A 17,650-nucleotide genomic window follows, 5' to 3' on the forward strand; every position below is an offset into this window, starting at 1 on the left:
CAGAGCGGATTGATTTGACAATGTATACACGGATGACAATGCTGTCTTCAGTGCCGTCGTGGTGCCGATGACGCCCACGCAGACGGCCACCAAAGAGGGGGGAGAATCACACATGAACCGCAACAGGTTTCTAAGACTGATGACGGGCACCGCTATGGCGTTGACCCTTGGGCTGCCAGCGATGGCGCAAACCGAATATCCCGACCGTCCGATAGAAATGATCGTGCCCTGGGGCGCAGGCGGTGGCACCGATGCGGTGGGTCGTATCTTTGCGCAACTGCTGCAAGAGGAACTGGGCACGCCGGTCAATGTCGTGAACCGCACCGGTGGTTCTGGCGTGGTCGGGCATTCGGCCATCGCAGGCGCCGAACCCGATGGCTATACCATCGGCATCATGACGATCGAGATCGACATGATGCATTGGCAGGGCCTGACAGATCTGACCTATGAGGATTTCGATATCCTCGCCATGGTTAACGCCGATCCGGGCGGGCTGATGGTATCCGCTGACAGCGAATATCAGGACGCAGCCGCATTGCGTGACGCGATCCGCGATGGCGGTGCGGGCGCGGTCAAGGGTTCGGGCACGGGACAGGGCGGCATCTGGCATCTCAGTCTGCTGGGCTGGATGATGTCCGAGGATATCCCGGTCGAGAACCTGACCTGGGTTCCCAGTGAGGGCGCGGCGCCCGGCCTGACCGATATGGTCGCAGGCGGCGTCGATCTGGTGCCCTCATCGCTGGCCGAGGGGCGGGCGCTGATCGAGGCCGGACGGGTCAATGCGCTGGCCACCATGTCAGATGAACGCCAGGCCCTGTTCCCGGATGCGCCGACCATCAACGAGGCCACGGGGTCGGATTGGACGCTTTCCGTCTGGCGCACCATCGCCGCACCCACGGGCATGCCCGAAGAGGCGCGCGCAAAACTGGTTGCCGCAATCGAGACCGCCTATAACAGCGAAACCTATCAAAGCTTCATGAACGAGCGTGGCTTTGGCCTGCTCTGGGCCGGCCCGGAAGAGGCGACCCGGATCGTGGCCGAGGATGACACCAATCTGGGCGAAGTCATGAAGGCGACGGGCCTCGCCAAAGAGTGACGCATTCAGCAGGGGGCGGCAATGTGCTGCCCGCCCCCTTTGCTGCTTTTGCAGGAGGGATCGTGATGAGGCTTGGCGACAGCGCGCTTGGCATGCTGGTTCTGCTGGGGGGCGCGGCGCTGTTTTGGGCCGCACTGGGGTTTTCACCCATTCCCGGACAGGAATACGGCGCCCAGACCATGCCCAAGACCATCGCCGTTCTGGCAATGGCTGTCGGCGCGGTGATGATGGTCAGCGGGCGCGGCCAGCCCGCGCTGGTGCTGGATGGCTGGACCCGTGACCCGATGGCCTGGGCACGGCTGGCAGCGTCGATCCTGCTGATCCTGGGATATGTGCTTTTCGCGTCGAAACTGGGATTTGCGCTGACCGCGTTTCTGCTGCTGGTCGCCATGATGCTGTTGACCGGAACGCATCCGCTGACCGCGCTGCTGGTCGCCGTGGGTGCGGTCGTCATCGTGCAATATTCGTTCGGACAATTGTTGCGCGTGCCGCTGCCGCGCGGCGATCTGTTGGCTTTGCCGTTCTGAGGGGACAGGCATGAACACCTTTACTCAGGCCATTGGTCTTGTCGCCGATCCGCAGGTGCTGCTGGTCATGCTGGCCTCGGGGTTGTTCGGGCTGTTCGTCGGCTCGATTCCGGGACTGACCGCGACCATGGCCACCGCGCTGCTGGTGCCGGTGACGTTTTTCATGGACCCGGTGCCGGCCATCGCGGCCATCGTCACCGCCGCCGCCATGTCGATCTTTGCCGGCGACATACCGGGCGCGCTGCTGCGCATCCCCGGCACGCCAGCCAGCGCGGCCTATGTCGAGGATGCGTATCGGATGACCCGCGACGGGCGGTCGCGCGACGCATTGGGGGCGGTGCTGGTCTTTTCCGCAATCGGGGGCATCTTTGGCACCATCATCCTGATCTTTGCCTCGCCGATGCTGGCCGAGATCGCGCTGAAGTTCAGTTCATTCGAGTATTTCTGGCTGGTCGTTCTGGGCCTGTCCTGCGCCATTTTCGTTTCGCCCGGCGCACCCACGCGGGCGATTGTCTCGCTGCTGATCGGGCTGTTCGCCGCCACCATCGGCATGGACAACCCGGCGGCCGAGGCGCGCTTTACCTTTGGCAATATCGATCTGCTGGCAGGCGTCTCGTTCATCCCTGCCATGATCGGCCTCTTTGCCGTGGCCGAGGTGTTCCGCGCGATGGTCCATGGTCGCAGCGGCGCCACGGCACCCATCCAGCCCGACACCAACGGTCTGTTCCGCGCGCAGCTGGGCAATCTGGCACGTTACCCGGTGCAGGCCCTGCGCGGCAGCACCCTGGGCACGTTCATCGGCGCGCTGCCGGGGGCAGGTGCGGATATCGCGGCCTGGATTTCCTATGCGATCTCCAAGCGTTTCTCGCGCACGCCCGAGAAATTCGGCACCGGCCATGTCGAGGGTCTGGTCGAAGCCGGGTCCTCGAACAATGCCGCTGTCAGCGGGGCGTGGATACCGGCGCTGGTCTTCGGGATTCCGGGCGATTCCATCACCGCCATCGTGATTGGGGTGCTTTATGTCAAAGGCATGAACCCCGGCCCGACGATCTTTCTGCATGAACCGCAGCTGATCTACGCGCTGTTCATCGTGTTTCTGTTGGCGAACCTGCTGATGCTGCCACTGGGCTGGCTGGCGATCCGGCTGTCGTCGCGGGTGCTGCAGGTGCCGCAGCGGGTGCTGATGCCGCTGATCCTGCTGTTCTGTATCGTGGGATCCTTCTCGATCACCAATTCGGCTTACGGCGTGGTTCTGATGCTGATCTTCGGCATCCTCGGCTTTGTGATGGAGGAAAACGACATCCCCATCGCCCCGGCCATCCTCGGGTTGGTTCTGGGGCCGATGCTGGAAAAGAACTTCATCACCTCGATGATCAAGGCAGATGGCAATTGGCTGGCGTTTTTCGAGCGCCCGATTGCCGCGGGCATTGGGGTCGTGGCGATTCTGGTCTGGCTGCTGCCGCTGGTGCGACTGCTGATGCGCAGGCGCGCGCAGGTCTAGCGCAGGGTTTTCATCCAGCCCAAGGTCGGCTCTGTCGCGCCGCCGGGTTTGTATTCGGCGCCAAGCGGGCGGTCCCAGCCCATGGCGTCGATGGCGGCGAAAATATGGCGGTAATCCAACTCGCCATGATCCGGCGCGCCGCGGTCCGGCACGGCGGCGAACTGGATATGCCCGATGATCGGCAGCAGGTCCCGCAGCCGCCGGGTCAGATCGCCCTGCATGATCTGCAGGTGATAGCAGTCGAACATCAGGCGCAGATTGGGCCGGTCCAGCGCCGCAATGATGCCTGCCGCCTGCGTCGCATCGCGCAGGAAATAGCCCGGCGCATCGTGATGGTTCAGCGGCTCTATCAGGATCACGATACGCCGATCTGCGGCCCGTTCGCAGGCGTAGCGCAGGTTGTCGTTGAACGTCGAGGCGGCGTCCGCGCCCTGGGCAAAGCCCGCCATGACGTGAACCGCGCCGCAGCCTGTCGCGGCGGCGTAATCCAGCGCCCGGTCGATTTCCGCCCGCGCCTCGGCCTCGCGCCCCGGCAGGGCGGACAATCCGTTCTCGCCCGGCTTTCCTCGCAGGGTGTTCAGCCCCAGCATCGGCAGCCCCGCCTCGGTCAGCGCCGCGCGCACCGCGCCGGGATCGTGGTCAAAGGGCCAGTGGCACTCGACCGCATCGAAGCCGGCCTTTGCCGCAGCCCGGATGGCCTGCGGCAAGGGCAGTTCGGCCCAAAGAAAACCCAGATTGGCCGAGAACCGCGGCATGGCGGCGACCTAGCCGCCCGTGGTGCGCTGCGTCTGCTCGCCCAGACCGTCGATGCCAAGGCGCACCGTCTGGCCGGGACGCAGGAAGACCTGCGGCTTTTGTCCCAGACCCACGCCCGGCGGGGTTCCGGTGGTGATCACATCGCCCGGCATCAGGCGCATGAAGCGCGAGCAATAGGCGACCAGTTCGGCCACGCCAAAGACCATCGTTTCGGTGGTGCCGTCCTGATAACGGTGGCCGTCCACCTCTAGCCACAGACCCAGCTTTTGCGGATCGGGGATCTCATCGCGGGTGACCATCCAGGGGCCGATGGGGCCGAATGTGTCGAAACCCTTGCCCTTGTCCCAGGTGGCGCCTTTTTCGATCTGCCATTCGCGCTCGCTGACATCATTGACGGTGCAGTAGCCGGCAACATGATCCAGCGCGCTGTCCTGAGGGATATCATTGCCGCCCTTGCCGATCACGACGCCCAGTTCGACCTCCCAGTCGGTCTTTTTCGAGCCCTTGGGGATGACGATATCATCGTCCGGACCGCAGATGCAGGTGACCCATTTGTTGAACACGACAGGCTCGTCAGGCACCGGCAGGCCGCTTTCGGCGGCATGGTCCGCATAGTTCAGACCGATGGCGACAAACTTGCCCACGCGACCGACACAGGCACCAAGCCGCAGGCCGTCCTGCGGCGCGCCCTCGACCACGGGCAGCGCGCTCACGTCGATTGCGGCCAGCTTGGCCAGACCCTCGGGCGTCAGCACATCGCCTGCAATGTCATCGACATGGCCCGACAGGTCGCGGACCTGACCCTGATCGTCCAGCAGACCCGGCTTTTCCGACCCGGCGGGGCCGTAACGCAACAGTTTCATCGCATTTCCTCCTTAAGCGTTCAGATCGTCATGCCGCCATCGACGCTGACCGCCTGGCCTGAAACAAAGCGGCTTTCATCCGACAGCAGATAGATCACAACAGGCGTCATATCGTCGACGGTTGCAATGCGGCCCATAGGCTGCCGGGCTATAAAGTCTTTCTCTGCCTGGACAGGGTCAGCGGCACTGGCGATGCGGCCCCGCAGGCTGGGCGTGTCGACCGTGCCGGGGCACAAACAGTTCGCCCGCAGCCCGGACCCGACGTAGTCGGCGGCGATGGATTTGGTCAGACCGATCACCGCCGCCTTGCTGGCGCCATAGGCGCAGCGATTGGGCAGGCCGCGAACCGAACCGGCGACCGAGGCCATGTTCAGGATAGCGGCGGTGCCGGTTTCGCCGGCGCGTTCCAGCAGGCCCGGCATGACGGCGCGGGTCATATGGAACATGGCGTTGATATTGACCGCGAAACTCAGGTCCCAATCCTCGACCGTGCAGGTTTCCAGCGAGCCGTTGACGACAATGCCGGCACAGTTGAACAAGCCGTCCAGCGGCGGCAGTTCAGATGCCAGCGCGGCAATCGCGTCGTGGTCGGTCACGTCCAGTGCCTGTGTGCGGATGCCATGGTCCGCCAGCCCGTCCAGCAGCGCGCCGTCGCGGTCGGTGGCCCAGACATTGGCCCCCTCTGCCGCGCAGGCCAGCGCCGAGGCGCGTCCCATCCCCTGCCCTGCTGCCGTGATCAGGATAGCCTTGTCCTTCAACCGCATCTGCTGCCCTCCACTGCCAGCTCATGTTGAAATTCTGGTATACCAAATACGGTCGCTGTGCCAGAGGCTATTCGCCCCCGTCCCGTGACAGCGCATCTATTTCGGCGCGATTTTGCTGCATCCGCTGAAAGATGCGCCAATCGCGCGCCAGCCGATCCCGCGTGGCGGGGTTGGGCGGCACGATCTGCGCGGGCAGCGCAAAACGCCGCCGCGCCGCCTCGACCCCGTCCAGAAACGGCGCCGCCGCCACGATGGCCGAGCCGCGCAGAACCGCGTCTTCGGGCTGCCAGTGGATCTCTGCCCCGGTCACATCGGCGTAAAGCTGACGCAGCAGCGGCGCGCGCGCCTGCCCCCCCGCCATGGCCAGACGCCTGGTATCGCCCAGCCCCATATGTTCGATCACCTGCCGCGTGCCCATGGCAATGCCTATCGCCGCGCGCCAATAAAGCGCATCCAGCGCCGCAGGGCTGCGATCCAGCGAGGCGCCGTGGATCACACCGCGCATCAACGGGTCGGCAAAGGGCGTCCGGTTGCCCTTGATATCCGGCAGAACGTGAATGCCGGCGCCGATTTCGTGCTGATCCGGGCGCAGGCGTGACAGAATATCGCCATGGCTTTGCGGCTGCGGGTATTGCTGCCGGATGCGGTCCAGCAAGGCGCCGGTGGCCGATTGTCCGGCCTCGCTGACCACCTGCCCCGGCACGATCGCACCCAGATACGGCCCCCAGACGGCGGGCCGTGGCGGCACATCCCGGGCCATCACGCAGTTCGAGGTTCCGGCGATCAAGACCGGCATGTCATCGGTCGCACCAAGCGCGCCCGCAAAGGCGTCGATCAGCCCGGCTGCCACGCGGCAATCTGGTGACAGCCCCAACTGATCCGCCGCCTGCGCGGTCAGCGGCCCGATCACGGTGCCCGGCGCCAGAACCGCCCCTTCGCGCGGCATCGCCCCGATGCCAAGCTGACGCAGCAAATCGGTCTGCCAGCCGCCCGCCTCGGCGATATAGGGCCATTTCGCAGCCATCGCGCAAAGCGAGCGCGCAGGCTTGCCGGTCGCCACGAAGGCAAGCTGATCACTGAGATCGCGCGCCGCGCGCAGACCCGCCCAGGCATCTGGCCGGTGCCGCGCCAGCCACATCAGTTTCGGCGTCTGCATTTCGGGCGAAACCTGCCCGCCGGCCAATCGGGCAAGCGGGTGATCGATGGCGCTGAGTTCCGCGGCCTCGGCCGTTGCCCGGTGATCGTGCCAGGCAATCACATCAGGGGCGAAACCCGGCGCATCGACATAAAGCGAACAGGTGGCATCAAAGCTGAGGCCCACCAGATCATCGCGCGCAGCCCCCGCCATGCCACGCGCCTCGGTCATCGCCGAGGCGACGGCGTCCCAGATTTCGGCAAAGGCATAGCTGGCCTGTCCATCAGGGCCGTGAATGGTTGAAAACCCGTGGCTGGATCGCGCCAAAAGTCTGCCGTCGGACCCAAAGATCGCCGCCCGCGCACGGGCGCTGCCCACATCAACGGCACCGAACAGCAAGATTTGCCCCCTCACCCCAACCGGGTCAGAGTGTCGACCAAATTTTCTGCATGTTCAACCAATGCATCGGGTTGCAGTGCCGCAAGCTTGTCAGCCAGCCGCGCGGGCCCGGCATGACTGCCACCCAGAAAGCCCACGACGCGCATCCCGGCGGCGCGTGCGGCGCGAATACCGGCGGGGCTGTCCTCGATCACGATGCAATCACCGGGCGCTACACCCAGCTGCCGCGCGGCCAGCAAGAACAGATCCGGCGCCGGCTTGCCATTGGCCACCATGGTCGCGGAATAGACATGCGGCGCAAAGCTGTCCCACAGCCCGGTCAGACCCAAGGACAGGCGCAGTCGTTCCGGATTGCTGGACGAGGCAACAGCGCGCGGGCCGGGCAGGTTGGCCAACGCCTTGGCAATGCCGTTGATCGGCTGCAGATCTGTGCTGAACCGCCGGGCCAGGCGCTGTTGGTAAATCGGCAGATCCGCCGTGATATCAACGCCGAACCTGTCGCGCAGGCAGGCGATCTCATGGGTGGCCGAGGTGCCGAGGAACAGGTCATAGGCCTGCGTCTCGTTTATCGGCACCTTGCGGTCCTGGATCACGCGCAACAGTTCGGACATCGACAGAACCTCGCTGTCGATCAGAACACCGTCGCAATCAAAGATCAGCGCACGGCCCACAAGCGTCTCACCCCCCAAGATAGCGGCGCAAGGTGGCCGCCGTTCCATTGCGCCACAAGGCTGCCAGCCAATCTGCAAAAGCGCTGGCAAAACGCGGGTCGCGCCCGGTCGCGCCATAGATATCGGCCATGTTCAGCCATGCGGACGGATCGTCCTTCGCCCGTTTCGCGGTTTCGGTCAACCGGTCCCAATTCGGATCGTTCGGTTCGATCACCGCGCCCGAGTCGCTTTGCCCGGCGCAATAACGGCACCACAGCGCCGATTCCAGCGCCAGACCTTCGACCGGCAGATCACGCGCCAGCCGGTCCGCGATGGTCGGCACGATGAATTTCGGCTGACGGTTCGACCCGTCAAGGCACAGCCGCCGTACGGTATCGGCGATCTTGGGATTGGCGCAGCGTTCCTTGACCTTGGCAAAGTAGGTGTTCAGGTCGGTGCCCGGCACAGGTGCGACAGCGGGGATGATTTCTTCGGTCTCGACCTTTTCCAGAAAGGCGGCGACCAGATCGTTCTGCATCGCCTCATGCACGAAATGGATGTCCATCAGTCCGGCGGGATAGGCGATGACCGCGTGGCCGCCGTTGAGGATGCGGATCTTCATCATCTCCCACGGGGTCACATCCGCGACGAACTCGACACCGACATCCTCGAGCGCAGGGCGACCGGCGGGAAAGTTATCCTCGAGCACCCACTGGATGAAATCCTCGCAAAAGACCGGCGCGTCATCGGCGATGCCGAAATCATCCAGCACCATGGCCCTTTCACGGTCGCTGGTGGCGGGGGTGATGCGGTCAACCATGCCATTTGGAAAGGCCACATTTTCCGCGATCCATTCGGCCAGTTCCGGGTCGGACAGGCGCGCGGTTTCCACCACCGCCTCGCGGGTGATCACACCGTTATGGGGGATATTGTCGCAGCACATGACGGTAAAAGGCTGCGTGCCCGCGGCGCGGCGCGCGCGCAGACCGGCGACCAGCAGGCCAAACACGGTGCCCGCCGCGTCGGGGTTCTGACCGTCTGCGGCGATTGCCGGATGGGCCGGATCAAAATGGCCGGTATTCGCGTCGATGAAATAGCCGCCCTCGGTAATGGTCAGGCTGGCGATCCGGATCGACGGCTCGGACAATTGCGCGATCACCTGCGCGCTGTTGCCCGGTGCGATGTAATCGATCATCGGGCCGATTACCCGCGCCTGCGATGCATCCGCCGACTGCTCGACCACCGTATACAGGTTGTCCTGCCCGGCCAGCGTGTCGCGCATCCGCTGGTCGCCCGGCATGACACCTGCGCCGACGATGGCGAAATCGCGACCGCCGCCTGCATTCATCAGCCGGTCCAGATAGACGGCCTGATGGGCGCGGTGAAAATTGCCGACCCCGAAATGCAGGATACCCGGCGTCAGCGACGTCCGATCATAGGTCGGCACGGGATGGCCGATCTGGCTCAGCGTCGCGTCAGAGAGTTTCTGTGCCATCAGTTTTCACCACTCTTATGGCCGATCTTGTTCCAGGGCTGTCGCGCGGGCCGGTTCTGGCCCTAGCTCATCCACTGGCCGCCATCGACGTTATAGCATTGCGAGACGATGTAATTGGCCTGATCCGAGGCCAGAAACACCGCCATTCCTGTCAGGTCATCCGGCGTTGCAAAGCGTCCGGCAGGGACGCCTGCCTCGACCTCGGCCTTTTTCTGGCCGGGGGCCTTGCCTTCCAGCCTGGCGAACATTTCATCGACATGCTGCCAATGTTCACCATCCACCACACCGGGCGCGATGGCGTTGACGTTGATGCCGTGCTGGATCAGGCTCAGCCCCGCCGATTGGGTCATGCTGATCACCGCCGCCTTGGTCGAGCAATAGACCAGAACCAGAGGCTCGCCCCGTCGCCCGGCCTGCGAGGCCATGTTGATGATCTTGCCGCCACGGCCCTGCGCGATCATCTGCCGCGCCGCCGCCTGCATGGTGAACAAGGTGCCGGCGACATTCACGGCATATAGCCGGTCATAATCCGCACGGGTGATGTCCACGGTTTCAGCCGCGTCAAACAGCGCCGCATTATTGACCAGAATGTCGAGCTTGCCGGCGCGATGGAGCACCGCCGCCATGGCGGCATCGATGCTGTCCTGTTTGGTGACATCCAACTGCACCGCATAGGCGGCCTTGCCGATCTGGGCTGCCGCAGCTTTGGCCGCGTCAATATTGATATCCCCGATGGCGACCGTCGCGCCCTCACGGGCAAATGCCGCAGCAAAGGCCTGCCCGATGCCGCGTGCGGCACCGGTGATCAGCGCGGATTTGCCCTCAAGGATCATGCTTGCGCCAACCCGTCTGCGGCGAATTTGTAGATGCGGCCTTCCTGCGGGGTCAGCCAGATCTTGTCGCCGTGACGAGCGGCGAATTCACCCTCGGCGCGGGCAATGACATGTTCGCCGCTGTCCAGGTCGATATGCAGGAACGTGTCAGAACCCAGATGCTCGGCCACGCCGACGACGCCGGAATAGGCGCCCTCGGTCTTGGACAGGTACCAATGCTCGGGGCGCACGCCGATCGAGTGGGCGCCATGCGCGGCCGCGGCCTCGCCTTCCAGAAAGTTCATGTTCGGGCTGCCGATAAAGCCGCCGACAAAGCGGTTGGCGGGCCGTGAATACAGTTCCATCGGCGATCCGACCTGTTCCACCAGACCGGCGCGCAGCACGACAATCTTGTCGGCCATGGTCATGGCTTCGACCTGATCGTGCGTCACATAGATCATGGTTGTCTTCAGGCTGTTATGCAGTTCGGAAATCTCGACCCGCATGTTCACCCGCAGCGCCGCGTCGAGGTTCGACAGCGGTTCGTCGAACAGAAAGGCCTCGGGTTCGCGCACGATGGCGCGGCCAATGGCGACCCGCTGACGCTGACCGCCCGACAACTGCCCCGGCTTGCGTTCCAGATAGTCGGTGAGGTTCAGAATGCTGGCGGCGTGATCGACGCGCTTTTTCTGTTCCGCCTCGGGCATCTTGGCCATCTTCAGCGGAAAGGCGATGTTCTTGCCGACGGTCATATGCGGGTAAAGCGCGTAGGACTGGAACACCATGGCCAGACCACGCTTGGCGGGGCCGGCATCGGTGACATCCTTGCCGTCGATCATGATCTGACCGCCGGATACATCCTCCAGCCCGGCAATCAGCCGCAGCAGAGTGGATTTACCGCAGCCCGAGGGGCCGACAAAGACAACGAATTCGCCTTCGTGGATTTCCAGGTCGACACCGGGGATCACCTCGACATCGCCAAAGGCCTTGCGAACGTTTTTCAGCGTAATGCTACCCATGACAGGTTCCCCCTTATTTAACCGCGCCGAAGGTCAGGCCGCGGACAAGTTGTTTCTGGCTGAACCAGCCCATGATCAGGATTGGCGCGATGGCCATGACCGATGCCGCCGACAGCTTTGCCCAGAACAGACCCTGCGGGCTGCTGAACGACGCGATAAAGGCCGATAGCGGCGCGGCATTGGTGGTTGTCAGCTGGATGGTCCAGAAGCTTTCGTTCCAGGCCAGAATGACGTTCAGCAGCAGCGTCGAGGCAATACCCGGGATCGCCATCGGCGTCAGCACATGCACGATTTCCTGGCCCAGGGTGGCGCCATCCATCCGCGCGGCTTCCAGGATCTCGCCCGGAATTTCGCGGAAATAGGTGTACAGCATCCAGACCACGATCGGCAGGTTCATCAGCATCAGAACGATGACCAGACCGGTGCGCGTGTCCATCAAACCGGTGCGCAGAAAGATCAGGTAGATCGGCACCAGAACCGCGACGGCGGGCATCATCTTGGTGGACAGCATCCACATCAGGATGTCCTTGGTGTGCTTGGTGGGCGAGAACGCCATGGCCCAGGCCGCGGGAATGGCGACGATCAGCGCAAGGATGGTGGACCCCACCGCGATGATCACCGAGTTCATGAACGGCCGGAAGTAGTTGAACTGCGATTGCACCTCGCGATAGCTCTCCAGCGTAAAGCTGGGGATCAGGTCGAAGCCCGCAATTGCCTCTTGCTCTGTCTTGAAGCTGGTGATGATCGCATAGAGGATCGGGAAGAAGATCAGCAGGGCGACGAACCATGCAGCGATGGTCCAGCCGATCCTGGTATTGCGGGAAACTGCGCGTGCCATATCGTCCTCCTCTCAGTCCAGGTTTTTGCCGACGGCGCGCATCAGGAAGATGGCGACGATATTGGCCAGAACGACCGCGATGATCCCGCCTGCCGCTGCCCCGCCGATGTCAAAGTTCAGACGTGCGGCGCGATAGATCAGGTAGGTCAGGTTGGTCGAGGCATTGCCCGGCCCGCCATTCGTGGTCACAAGAATTTCCGCATAGATGCCCAGCAGGAAGATCGTCTGGATCAGGATGACCACAGTGATCGCGCGCGACATATGCGGCAGCGTCAGGTAGATGAACCGTTGCAACGCGGGCGCGCCATCCATTTCGGCGGCCTCCATCTGCTCTCCATCCAGCGATTGCAGGGCGGTCAGCAGGATCAGCGTTGCAAATGGCAGCCATTGCCAGGCAACGATCAGGATAATCGAGAACAGCGGATATTGCGCGAACCAGTCCACCGGCTGCATGCCGAAGAACTTGGCGATATCTGCGAACACCCCGTAGCTGGGATGCATGATCATGTTCTTCCAGACCAGCGCCGCAACGGGCGGCATGACGAAGAACGGGCTGATCACCAGAATGCGCACGATCCCCTGCCCGAAAATGGGCTTGTCGATCAGCATGGCGATCAGAATACCGCCGACGACGGTGATCAAGAGCACGCCGAGGACCAGAACCAGCGTGTTCCAGATCGATTCCCAAAAGGCCGGATCGGTGTAGAAATACTGATAGTTGAACCAACCGGCCCAATTGGTGTTGGCGGGGTTCAACAGGTTGTAGTTCAGGAATGAATAATAAAGCGTCATACCCAGCGGCACGACCATCCAGATGAGAAGCAGGATGATTGCGGGCGCGCGCATCAGGCGGGCAAGGCTTTGTGTCTGACGGGTAGCCATGGCGTGTCTCCTCCGGCTGCGCGGGGCAGCGCCTCATGCGTCTCAGCGTGCACCGCCCGCGCTGCCCCGGACGATGCGTCATCAACCAGGAATAACCGCTACTTGATGTAGCCCGAGCGGGTCATCTCGCGGGTCACGTTCGCCTGCGCACCGGCAAGCGCGTCGTCAGCCGACATTTGCCCGGCAAGAGCTGCCGAGAATTGCTGACCAACGGCGGTGCCGATGCCCTGGAATTCTGGGATCGCGACGAATTGCCCGCCGGTATAGGGAATATCCTGAACAGACGATTTCTGCGTATCCGCGCCGTCGATGGCGGTCAGGGTCATTGCCGCAAAGGGCGCCGCTTCCTGATATTCCGGATTCTCATAGAGCGAGGTCCGCGTGCCCGGAGGAACCGAACGCCAGCCTTTGGCCTCGGCCACCTCGTTGGTGTAGGCCTTGCTGGTTGCCCAGGCGACGAACTTTTTCGCAGCATCCGGCGCATCCGAAGATGTCGGGATGGCCAGCGACCAGGCCCACAGCCAGTTGCCGTGGTTGTCGACGCCGTCCTTGTTGGGGAACTGCGCAAAGCCAACGCTGTCAGCAACGGTCGAATCGTCGGGGTTGGTCACAAAGCTGGCGGCAACGGTTGCGTCGATCCACATGCCGCATTTGCCCTGCTGGAACAGCGACAGGTTTTCGTTGAACCCGTTCGACGACGCACCCGGAGGTCCGTAATTCGTCATCAGGTCAAGATAATCGGTCAGCGCGGCTTTCCACTCTTCGCTGTCGAACTGCGGGTTCCAGTCCATATCGAACCAGCGGCCGCCATAGCTGTTGGACATCGCCGTCAGGAAGGCCATGTTCTCGCCCCAGCCCGGCTTGCCGCGCAGGCAGATGCCATAGACTTCCGCGTCCTTGTCGGTCATCGCCTCGGCTGCGGTCTTGATATCGGTCCAGGTCGGGCTGTCCGGAATGGTCACGCCGGCGGCCTCGGCCAGGTCGGTGCGATACATTACCATCGCCGATTCAGCATAGAACGGCACGGCATAGAGCGTGTCGTCAACCGACAGTGCGCCGCGCACGGCGGGCAGCAGATCGTCGGTGTCATAATCGTCCGGCAGGTCACTCAGCGGCACCAGCCAGTCCTGAGCGGCCCAGATCGGCACTTCGTAGGTCCCGATGGTGAGCACGTCGTACTGACCGCCCTGCGTGGCGATGTCGGTGGTCACGCGCTCGCGCAGGATGTTCTCTTCCAGCTGGACCCATTCCAGTTCGATGTCCGGGTTCGCATCGGTGAATGACTGGGTCATGCTCTGCATGACGATCATGTCACCATTGTTGACGGTTGCGATGGTTAGCGTCTCGGCCTGGGCCGCGAAGCCGATGGCCGTAAGGGCGCTCGCCCCCATCAGGGCGCGCTTGGCAAAGCTCATATTATCCTCCCATTAGCAAATGCTATTGCTATGGGCAAATGCTCACGCAACGTCACCACAAAGTCAATCGAAAATCTTAACGATCATCTAACTGACCTATTTTAAAAGGAATTCTGCCGTCTCTGTATCGGTGATAAGGCCATTGACTAGCCCTCCGGCCAATGCGCCCTGGATTGCAGCGCGCTTGGACTTACCCGTTGCGGCTGCAATTACCAGCGCCGATTCGCGCGCAGGGATGGGCGCCGATGCCACGCGCGCCAGCAGCGGATCGTCCAGCAACCGACCCTCGGCATCATAGGCCCAGCCGGTGATTTCGCCCACAGCGCCCGCCTCGCGCAGCGCGGCAATCTCGGGCGCCGTTGCAAAGCCGTCCAGCACCAGCGCGGCATCGTCGTTGACGGTGCCGATACCGAGAAAGGCCACGGCAGCCTGTTCTGCCATCTCGATCACCCGCGCAATGCCCGCCTGCCCCGCCAGCGCCTGACGTTCCTCGGCGCTGCTGGCCACAACCGGCATCAACAGCGGATAGCTGCGCGCCGTCACCCGTTCCGACAGCGAAAAGAGCACGTTGTAATAGGCGGTCGAGCCATCGGTCGCGATATTTCCGGTCAGAGACACCAGCCGGTGCTGGTCACACTCCAGCCGCGACATCCGTTCGACACCCGCGCGCAGGGTGCGCCCGGTACCGAATGCCGCGATCAGGGGTTCTTCTCGCTTCAGCCAGCCTTCGATGCAATCGGCCAGCGCGATGGCCATGCCAGCACCTGCAGGATCGGACGGCACGACCTCGCAAAAGGCCAGCCCGGCCTGCTTTTTCAGCCTGACGGAAAGATCGAGGCAATCGGCGAAGGGATGATCGATGCGGACCTTGACCAGACCCATGGCCTGCGCCTGTGCGACCATACGCTGCACGCTTTGGCGCGAAACACCCATCTGCGCGGCGATCTCGTCCTGAGTCTGGCCAGCGACAAAGGACAGCCAAGCCGCCCGCGCGATCTGATCCAATTTCCGGCCTTCGACGCTCATGCGGTGGTGCACCCTGTTCCGACGGGATCGGACTTATCAGAGAATAGCCCCCGCGCCTATGCGATTTGTCTGCGCCACATGCAAACGCGGCCCCCGAGAGGGCCGCGCCTGGTTGTCAGTCGATCCGCGTTCAGGTGTTCAGGTCGAACCGGTCGGCATTCATCACCTTGGTCCAGGCCGCGACGAAGTCGTTCACGAATTTCGCGTGATTGTCATCCTGAGCATAAACCTCGGCATAGGAGCGCAGGATCGAGTTCGAGCCGAACACCAGATCCAGCTTGGTTGCCGTCCATTTCGTTGCATCCGTCCTGCGGTCACGGATCTCATAGACGCCCTCGCCGACAGGCACCCATTTATTGGCCATATCGGTCAGGTTGACGAAGAAATCGGTCGTCAGCGCGCCGACCCGGTCGGTAAAGACGCCATGCATGCTGCCACCGTAATTGGCGCCGATTGCACGCATCCCGCCGACCAGCACGGTCATTTCCGGCGCGGTCAGGCCCAACAGCTGCGTGCGGTCCAGCATCAGCTCTTCGGGGCTGACGACATAGTCCTTTTTCAGCCAGTTGCGATAACCATCGGCCAGAGGCTCCATCACGTCGAAGGATTCGGCGTCGGTTTCTTCTGCCGTGGCATCCCCGCGACCCGGTGCAAAGGGCACCGCAACGTCATAGCCTGCGGCCTTGGCTGCCTGTTCGACACCGAGGCCGCCCGCCAGCACGATCACATCGGCAAGCGAGGCACCGCTGGTCGCCGCGATCGGCTCAAGCACCGACAGCACCCTGGACAGACGGAGAGGTTCGTTGCCCTCCCAGTCCTTTTGCGGGGCCAGCCGGATACGTGCGCCATTGGCACCGCCGCGCATGTCGGACCCGCGATAGGTCCGCGCGCTGTCCCACGCAGTCGCCACCATATCCGCGACTGACAGTCCCGATGCCGCGATCTTGGCCTTGACGGCCTCGACGTCGTAACCAGTCGCGCCAGCCGGAACCGGGTCCTGCCAGATCAGGTCCTCGGACGGGACATCGGGGCCGATATAGCGGACCTTGGGGCCCATGTCGCGGTGGGTCAGCTTGAACCAGCCGCGGGCGAAGGTATCTGCGAAATACTGCGGATCGGCCATGAAACGCTGACAGATCTCATTGTAGATCGGGTCGAACTTCAGCGCCATATCGGCATCGGTCATCATCGGATTGCGACGAATGGAGGGATCGCTGGCATCGACCGGCATATCCTCTTCGCGGATATTCACCGGCTCCCACTGGAATGCACCGGCAGGTGATTTCCGCAGTTCCCATTCATGGCCGAAGAGCATCTCGAAAAAGCCCATGTCGAACCTGGTCGGGTGCGTGGTCCACGCGCCCTCCAGACCCGAGGTCACGGCATTGCTGGCTTTACCCTGCATGTTCGGGTTGACCCAGCCAAAGCCCTGCTCGCTGACATCGGCCGCCTCGGGTTCGGCACCAAGGGCGTCGGCGTTGCCGTTGCCGTGGGTCTTGCCCACAGTGTGGCCGCCTGCCGTCAATGCCGCCGTTTCCTCGTCGTTCATTGCCATGCGCGAAAAGGTCTCGCGCATATGCTCGGCGGTTTTCAGCGGATCGGGTTTCCCGTTCACGCCCTCGGGGTTCACGTAGATCAGACCCATCTGAACGGCGGCCAGCGGGTTTTCCATCGTGTCGGGCTTTTCGACACTGCCGTAGCGCTGATCAGACGGCGCGAGCCATTCCTTTTCCGCGCCCCAATAGGTGTCCTTTTCCGGCGCCCAGATATCGGCGCGGCCAAAGCCGAAGCCAAAGATCTTCAGGCCCATGTTCTCATAGGCGATGGTGCCCGCCAGAACGATCAGATCGGCCCAGCTGACCTTGTTGCCGTATTTCTTCTTCAGCGGCCACAACAGGCGACGTGCCTTGTCGAGGCTGGCATTGTCGGGCCAGCTGTTCAAAGGTGCGAAACGCTGACTGCCCGTGCCACCACCACCGCGACCATCGGCCAGACGATACGACCCTGCCGAGTGCCAGGACAGGCGGATCATCAGGCCGCCATAGTGACCCCAGTCAGCCGGCCACCAATCCTGGCTTTCGGTCAGCAGCGCGTGCATATCTCTTTTGAGGGCCTCGAAATCCAGCGACTTGACCTGCTCCCGATAGTCGAAATCCGGGCCCATCGGATCGGTCTTGCTGTCATGCTGGCTCAGGATGTCGAGGTTCAGCGATTTCGGCCACCAGTCCATGACCGATTCGCCGGTTTCGGTGATCGACCCGTGCATGATCGGGCATTTGCCGCTGGTGTTAACGTCGTTTCCGTCCATTTTTCTCTCCGAATCCTAGCCTGTTGCTTGGTGCTGCGGCCGCGCCGTCTTGTCGCGCGCAGTTCTATCATTTCTGCGCCCTGGCCGACAGGCAGCGCCTTGCGATCGACGACATAGTGCACGATCAGGTCGATTATTAGAATTTGTATTTTTTAATCTCGATG

At 62.9% G+C, this 17,650-nt stretch carries 16 protein-coding genes; 3 read left to right on the forward strand and 13 right to left on the reverse strand.

From position 1 onward, the window contains the following. Positions 1-112 precede the first annotated feature (112 nt). The 3 genes from CUV01_RS05830 (at position 113) to CUV01_RS05840 (ending at position 3,124) form a co-directional block, all read left to right on the forward strand. A complete protein-coding gene (locus CUV01_RS05830) occupies positions 113-1,096 on the forward strand; it encodes a Bug family tripartite tricarboxylate transporter substrate binding protein (RefSeq protein WP_232962539.1) in 984 nt (327 codons plus the stop codon). Between the two features lie 65 nt (positions 1,097-1,161). Next, complete coding sequence (locus CUV01_RS05835; protein WP_101459651.1) at positions 1,162-1,623, forward strand: tripartite tricarboxylate transporter TctB family protein; 462 nt, start codon at positions 1,162-1,164, stop codon at positions 1,621-1,623. Positions 1,624-1,633: 10 nt separating this feature from the next. Then, complete coding sequence (locus tag CUV01_RS05840; protein WP_101459652.1) at positions 1,634-3,124, forward strand: tripartite tricarboxylate transporter permease; 1,491 nt, start codon at positions 1,634-1,636, stop codon at positions 3,122-3,124. Here the strand turns inward: CUV01_RS05840 and CUV01_RS05845 are convergent. The 13 genes from CUV01_RS05845 to katG all read right to left on the reverse strand — a co-directional run bounded on the left by CUV01_RS05845 (position 3,121) and on the right by katG (position 17,486). Further along, positions 3,121-3,879, reverse strand: a complete 759-nt coding sequence (locus CUV01_RS05845) for a hydroxypyruvate isomerase family protein (protein WP_101459653.1) — start codon at positions 3,877-3,879, stop codon at positions 3,121-3,123. The two genes, CUV01_RS05840 and CUV01_RS05845, sit on opposite strands and share 4 nt — an antisense overlap. Before the next feature lie 9 nt (positions 3,880-3,888). Beyond that, entirely contained in the window at positions 3,889-4,743 is an 855-nt protein-coding gene (locus CUV01_RS05850; RefSeq protein WP_101459654.1) for an ureidoglycolate lyase, read from the reverse strand. A 20-nt stretch (positions 4,744-4,763) separates the two neighbouring features. After that, complete coding sequence (locus CUV01_RS05855; RefSeq protein WP_101459655.1) at positions 4,764-5,507, reverse strand: SDR family oxidoreductase; 744 nt, start codon at positions 5,505-5,507, stop codon at positions 4,764-4,766. 67 nt (positions 5,508-5,574) lie between these two features. After that, a complete protein-coding gene (locus CUV01_RS05860; protein ID WP_101459656.1) occupies positions 5,575-7,041 on the reverse strand; it encodes an FGGY-family carbohydrate kinase in 1,467 nt (488 codons plus the stop codon). Between the two features lie 11 nt (positions 7,042-7,052). Beyond that, entirely contained in the window at positions 7,053-7,712 is a 660-nt protein-coding gene (locus CUV01_RS05865) for an HAD-IA family hydrolase (protein ID WP_101461891.1), read from the reverse strand. A 7-nt stretch (positions 7,713-7,719) separates the two neighbouring features. Continuing rightward, positions 7,720-9,186 (reverse strand): mannitol dehydrogenase family protein, encoded by a 1,467-nt coding sequence (locus CUV01_RS05870; RefSeq protein ID WP_101459657.1) that lies wholly within the window; start codon positions 9,184-9,186, stop codon positions 7,720-7,722. Between the two features lie 62 nt (positions 9,187-9,248). Next, the gene (locus tag CUV01_RS05875) at positions 9,249-10,019 is read right to left on the reverse strand and encodes an L-iditol 2-dehydrogenase (protein WP_101459658.1); all 771 of its coding nucleotides are present in this window, start codon (positions 10,017-10,019) and stop codon (positions 9,249-9,251) included. Next, positions 10,016-11,017: an ABC transporter ATP-binding protein gene (locus CUV01_RS05880; protein WP_101459659.1), complete on the reverse strand. Its 1,002-nt coding sequence runs from the start codon at positions 11,015-11,017 to the stop codon at positions 10,016-10,018. Before CUV01_RS05880 ends, CUV01_RS05875 begins: the two co-directional genes overlap by 4 nt. A gap of 13 nt (positions 11,018-11,030) precedes the next feature. After that, on the reverse strand, positions 11,031-11,855 hold the full coding sequence (locus CUV01_RS05885) for a carbohydrate ABC transporter permease (RefSeq protein WP_101459660.1): 825 nt from the start codon (positions 11,853-11,855) through the stop codon (positions 11,031-11,033). A 12-nt stretch (positions 11,856-11,867) separates the two neighbouring features. Beyond that, positions 11,868-12,737: a carbohydrate ABC transporter permease gene (locus tag CUV01_RS05890; RefSeq protein ID WP_101459661.1), complete on the reverse strand. Its 870-nt coding sequence runs from the start codon at positions 12,735-12,737 to the stop codon at positions 11,868-11,870. 98 nt (positions 12,738-12,835) lie between these two features. Further along, positions 12,836-14,152 carry an ABC transporter substrate-binding protein gene (locus CUV01_RS05895; RefSeq protein WP_101459662.1) on the reverse strand — a complete coding sequence of 439 codons (1,317 nt, stop codon included), beginning with the start codon at positions 14,150-14,152 and terminating at the stop codon, positions 12,836-12,838. Positions 14,153-14,248: 96 nt separating this feature from the next. After that, positions 14,249-15,178: a sugar-binding transcriptional regulator gene (locus CUV01_RS05900; protein WP_101459663.1), complete on the reverse strand. Its 930-nt coding sequence runs from the start codon at positions 15,176-15,178 to the stop codon at positions 14,249-14,251. Positions 15,179-15,308: 130 nt separating this feature from the next. After that, positions 15,309-17,486 carry a catalase/peroxidase HPI gene (gene katG / locus CUV01_RS05905; RefSeq protein ID WP_101459664.1) on the reverse strand — a complete coding sequence of 726 codons (2,178 nt, stop codon included), beginning with the start codon at positions 17,484-17,486 and terminating at the stop codon, positions 15,309-15,311. Between the last annotated feature and the right edge of the window lie 164 nt (positions 17,487-17,650).

Origin of the sequence: Paracoccus tegillarcae, from assembly GCF_002847305.1 — a bacterium.
GTDB lineage: Bacteria > Pseudomonadota > Alphaproteobacteria > Rhodobacterales > Rhodobacteraceae > Paracoccus > Paracoccus tegillarcae.

Bases quoted from the DNA above. Each gene is read 5' to 3' on its own strand.
- CUV01_RS05830 (WP_232962539.1), top strand. From the start codon at position 113: ATGAACCGCAACAGGTTTCTAAGACTGATGACGGGCACCGCTATGGCG.
- CUV01_RS05835 (WP_101459651.1), top strand. From the start codon at position 1,162: ATGAGGCTTGGCGACAGCGCGCTTGGCATGCTGGTTCTGCTGGGGGGC.
- CUV01_RS05840 (WP_101459652.1), top strand. From the start codon at position 1,634: ATGAACACCTTTACTCAGGCCATTGGTCTTGTCGCCGATCCGCAGGTG.
- CUV01_RS05845 (WP_101459653.1), bottom strand. From the start codon at position 3,879: ATGCCGCGGTTCTCGGCCAATCTGGGTTTTCTTTGGGCCGAACTGCCC.
- CUV01_RS05850 (WP_101459654.1), bottom strand. From the start codon at position 4,743: ATGAAACTGTTGCGTTACGGCCCCGCCGGGTCGGAAAAGCCGGGTCTG.
- CUV01_RS05855 (WP_101459655.1), bottom strand. From the start codon at position 5,507: ATGCGGTTGAAGGACAAGGCTATCCTGATCACGGCAGCAGGGCAGGGG.
- CUV01_RS05870 (WP_101459657.1), bottom strand. From the start codon at position 9,186: ATGGCACAGAAACTCTCTGACGCGACGCTGAGCCAGATCGGCCATCCC.
- CUV01_RS05875 (WP_101459658.1), bottom strand. From the start codon at position 10,019: ATGATCCTTGAGGGCAAATCCGCGCTGATCACCGGTGCCGCACGCGGC.
- CUV01_RS05880 (WP_101459659.1), bottom strand. From the start codon at position 11,017: ATGGGTAGCATTACGCTGAAAAACGTTCGCAAGGCCTTTGGCGATGTC.
- CUV01_RS05885 (WP_101459660.1), bottom strand. From the start codon at position 11,855: ATGGCACGCGCAGTTTCCCGCAATACCAGGATCGGCTGGACCATCGCT.
- CUV01_RS05890 (WP_101459661.1), bottom strand. From the start codon at position 12,737: ATGGCTACCCGTCAGACACAAAGCCTTGCCCGCCTGATGCGCGCGCCC.
- CUV01_RS05895 (WP_101459662.1), bottom strand. From the start codon at position 14,152: ATGAGCTTTGCCAAGCGCGCCCTGATGGGGGCGAGCGCCCTTACGGCC.
- CUV01_RS05900 (WP_101459663.1), bottom strand. From the start codon at position 15,178: ATGAGCGTCGAAGGCCGGAAATTGGATCAGATCGCGCGGGCGGCTTGG.
- katG (WP_101459664.1), bottom strand. From the start codon at position 17,486: ATGGACGGAAACGACGTTAACACCAGCGGCAAATGCCCGATCATGCAC.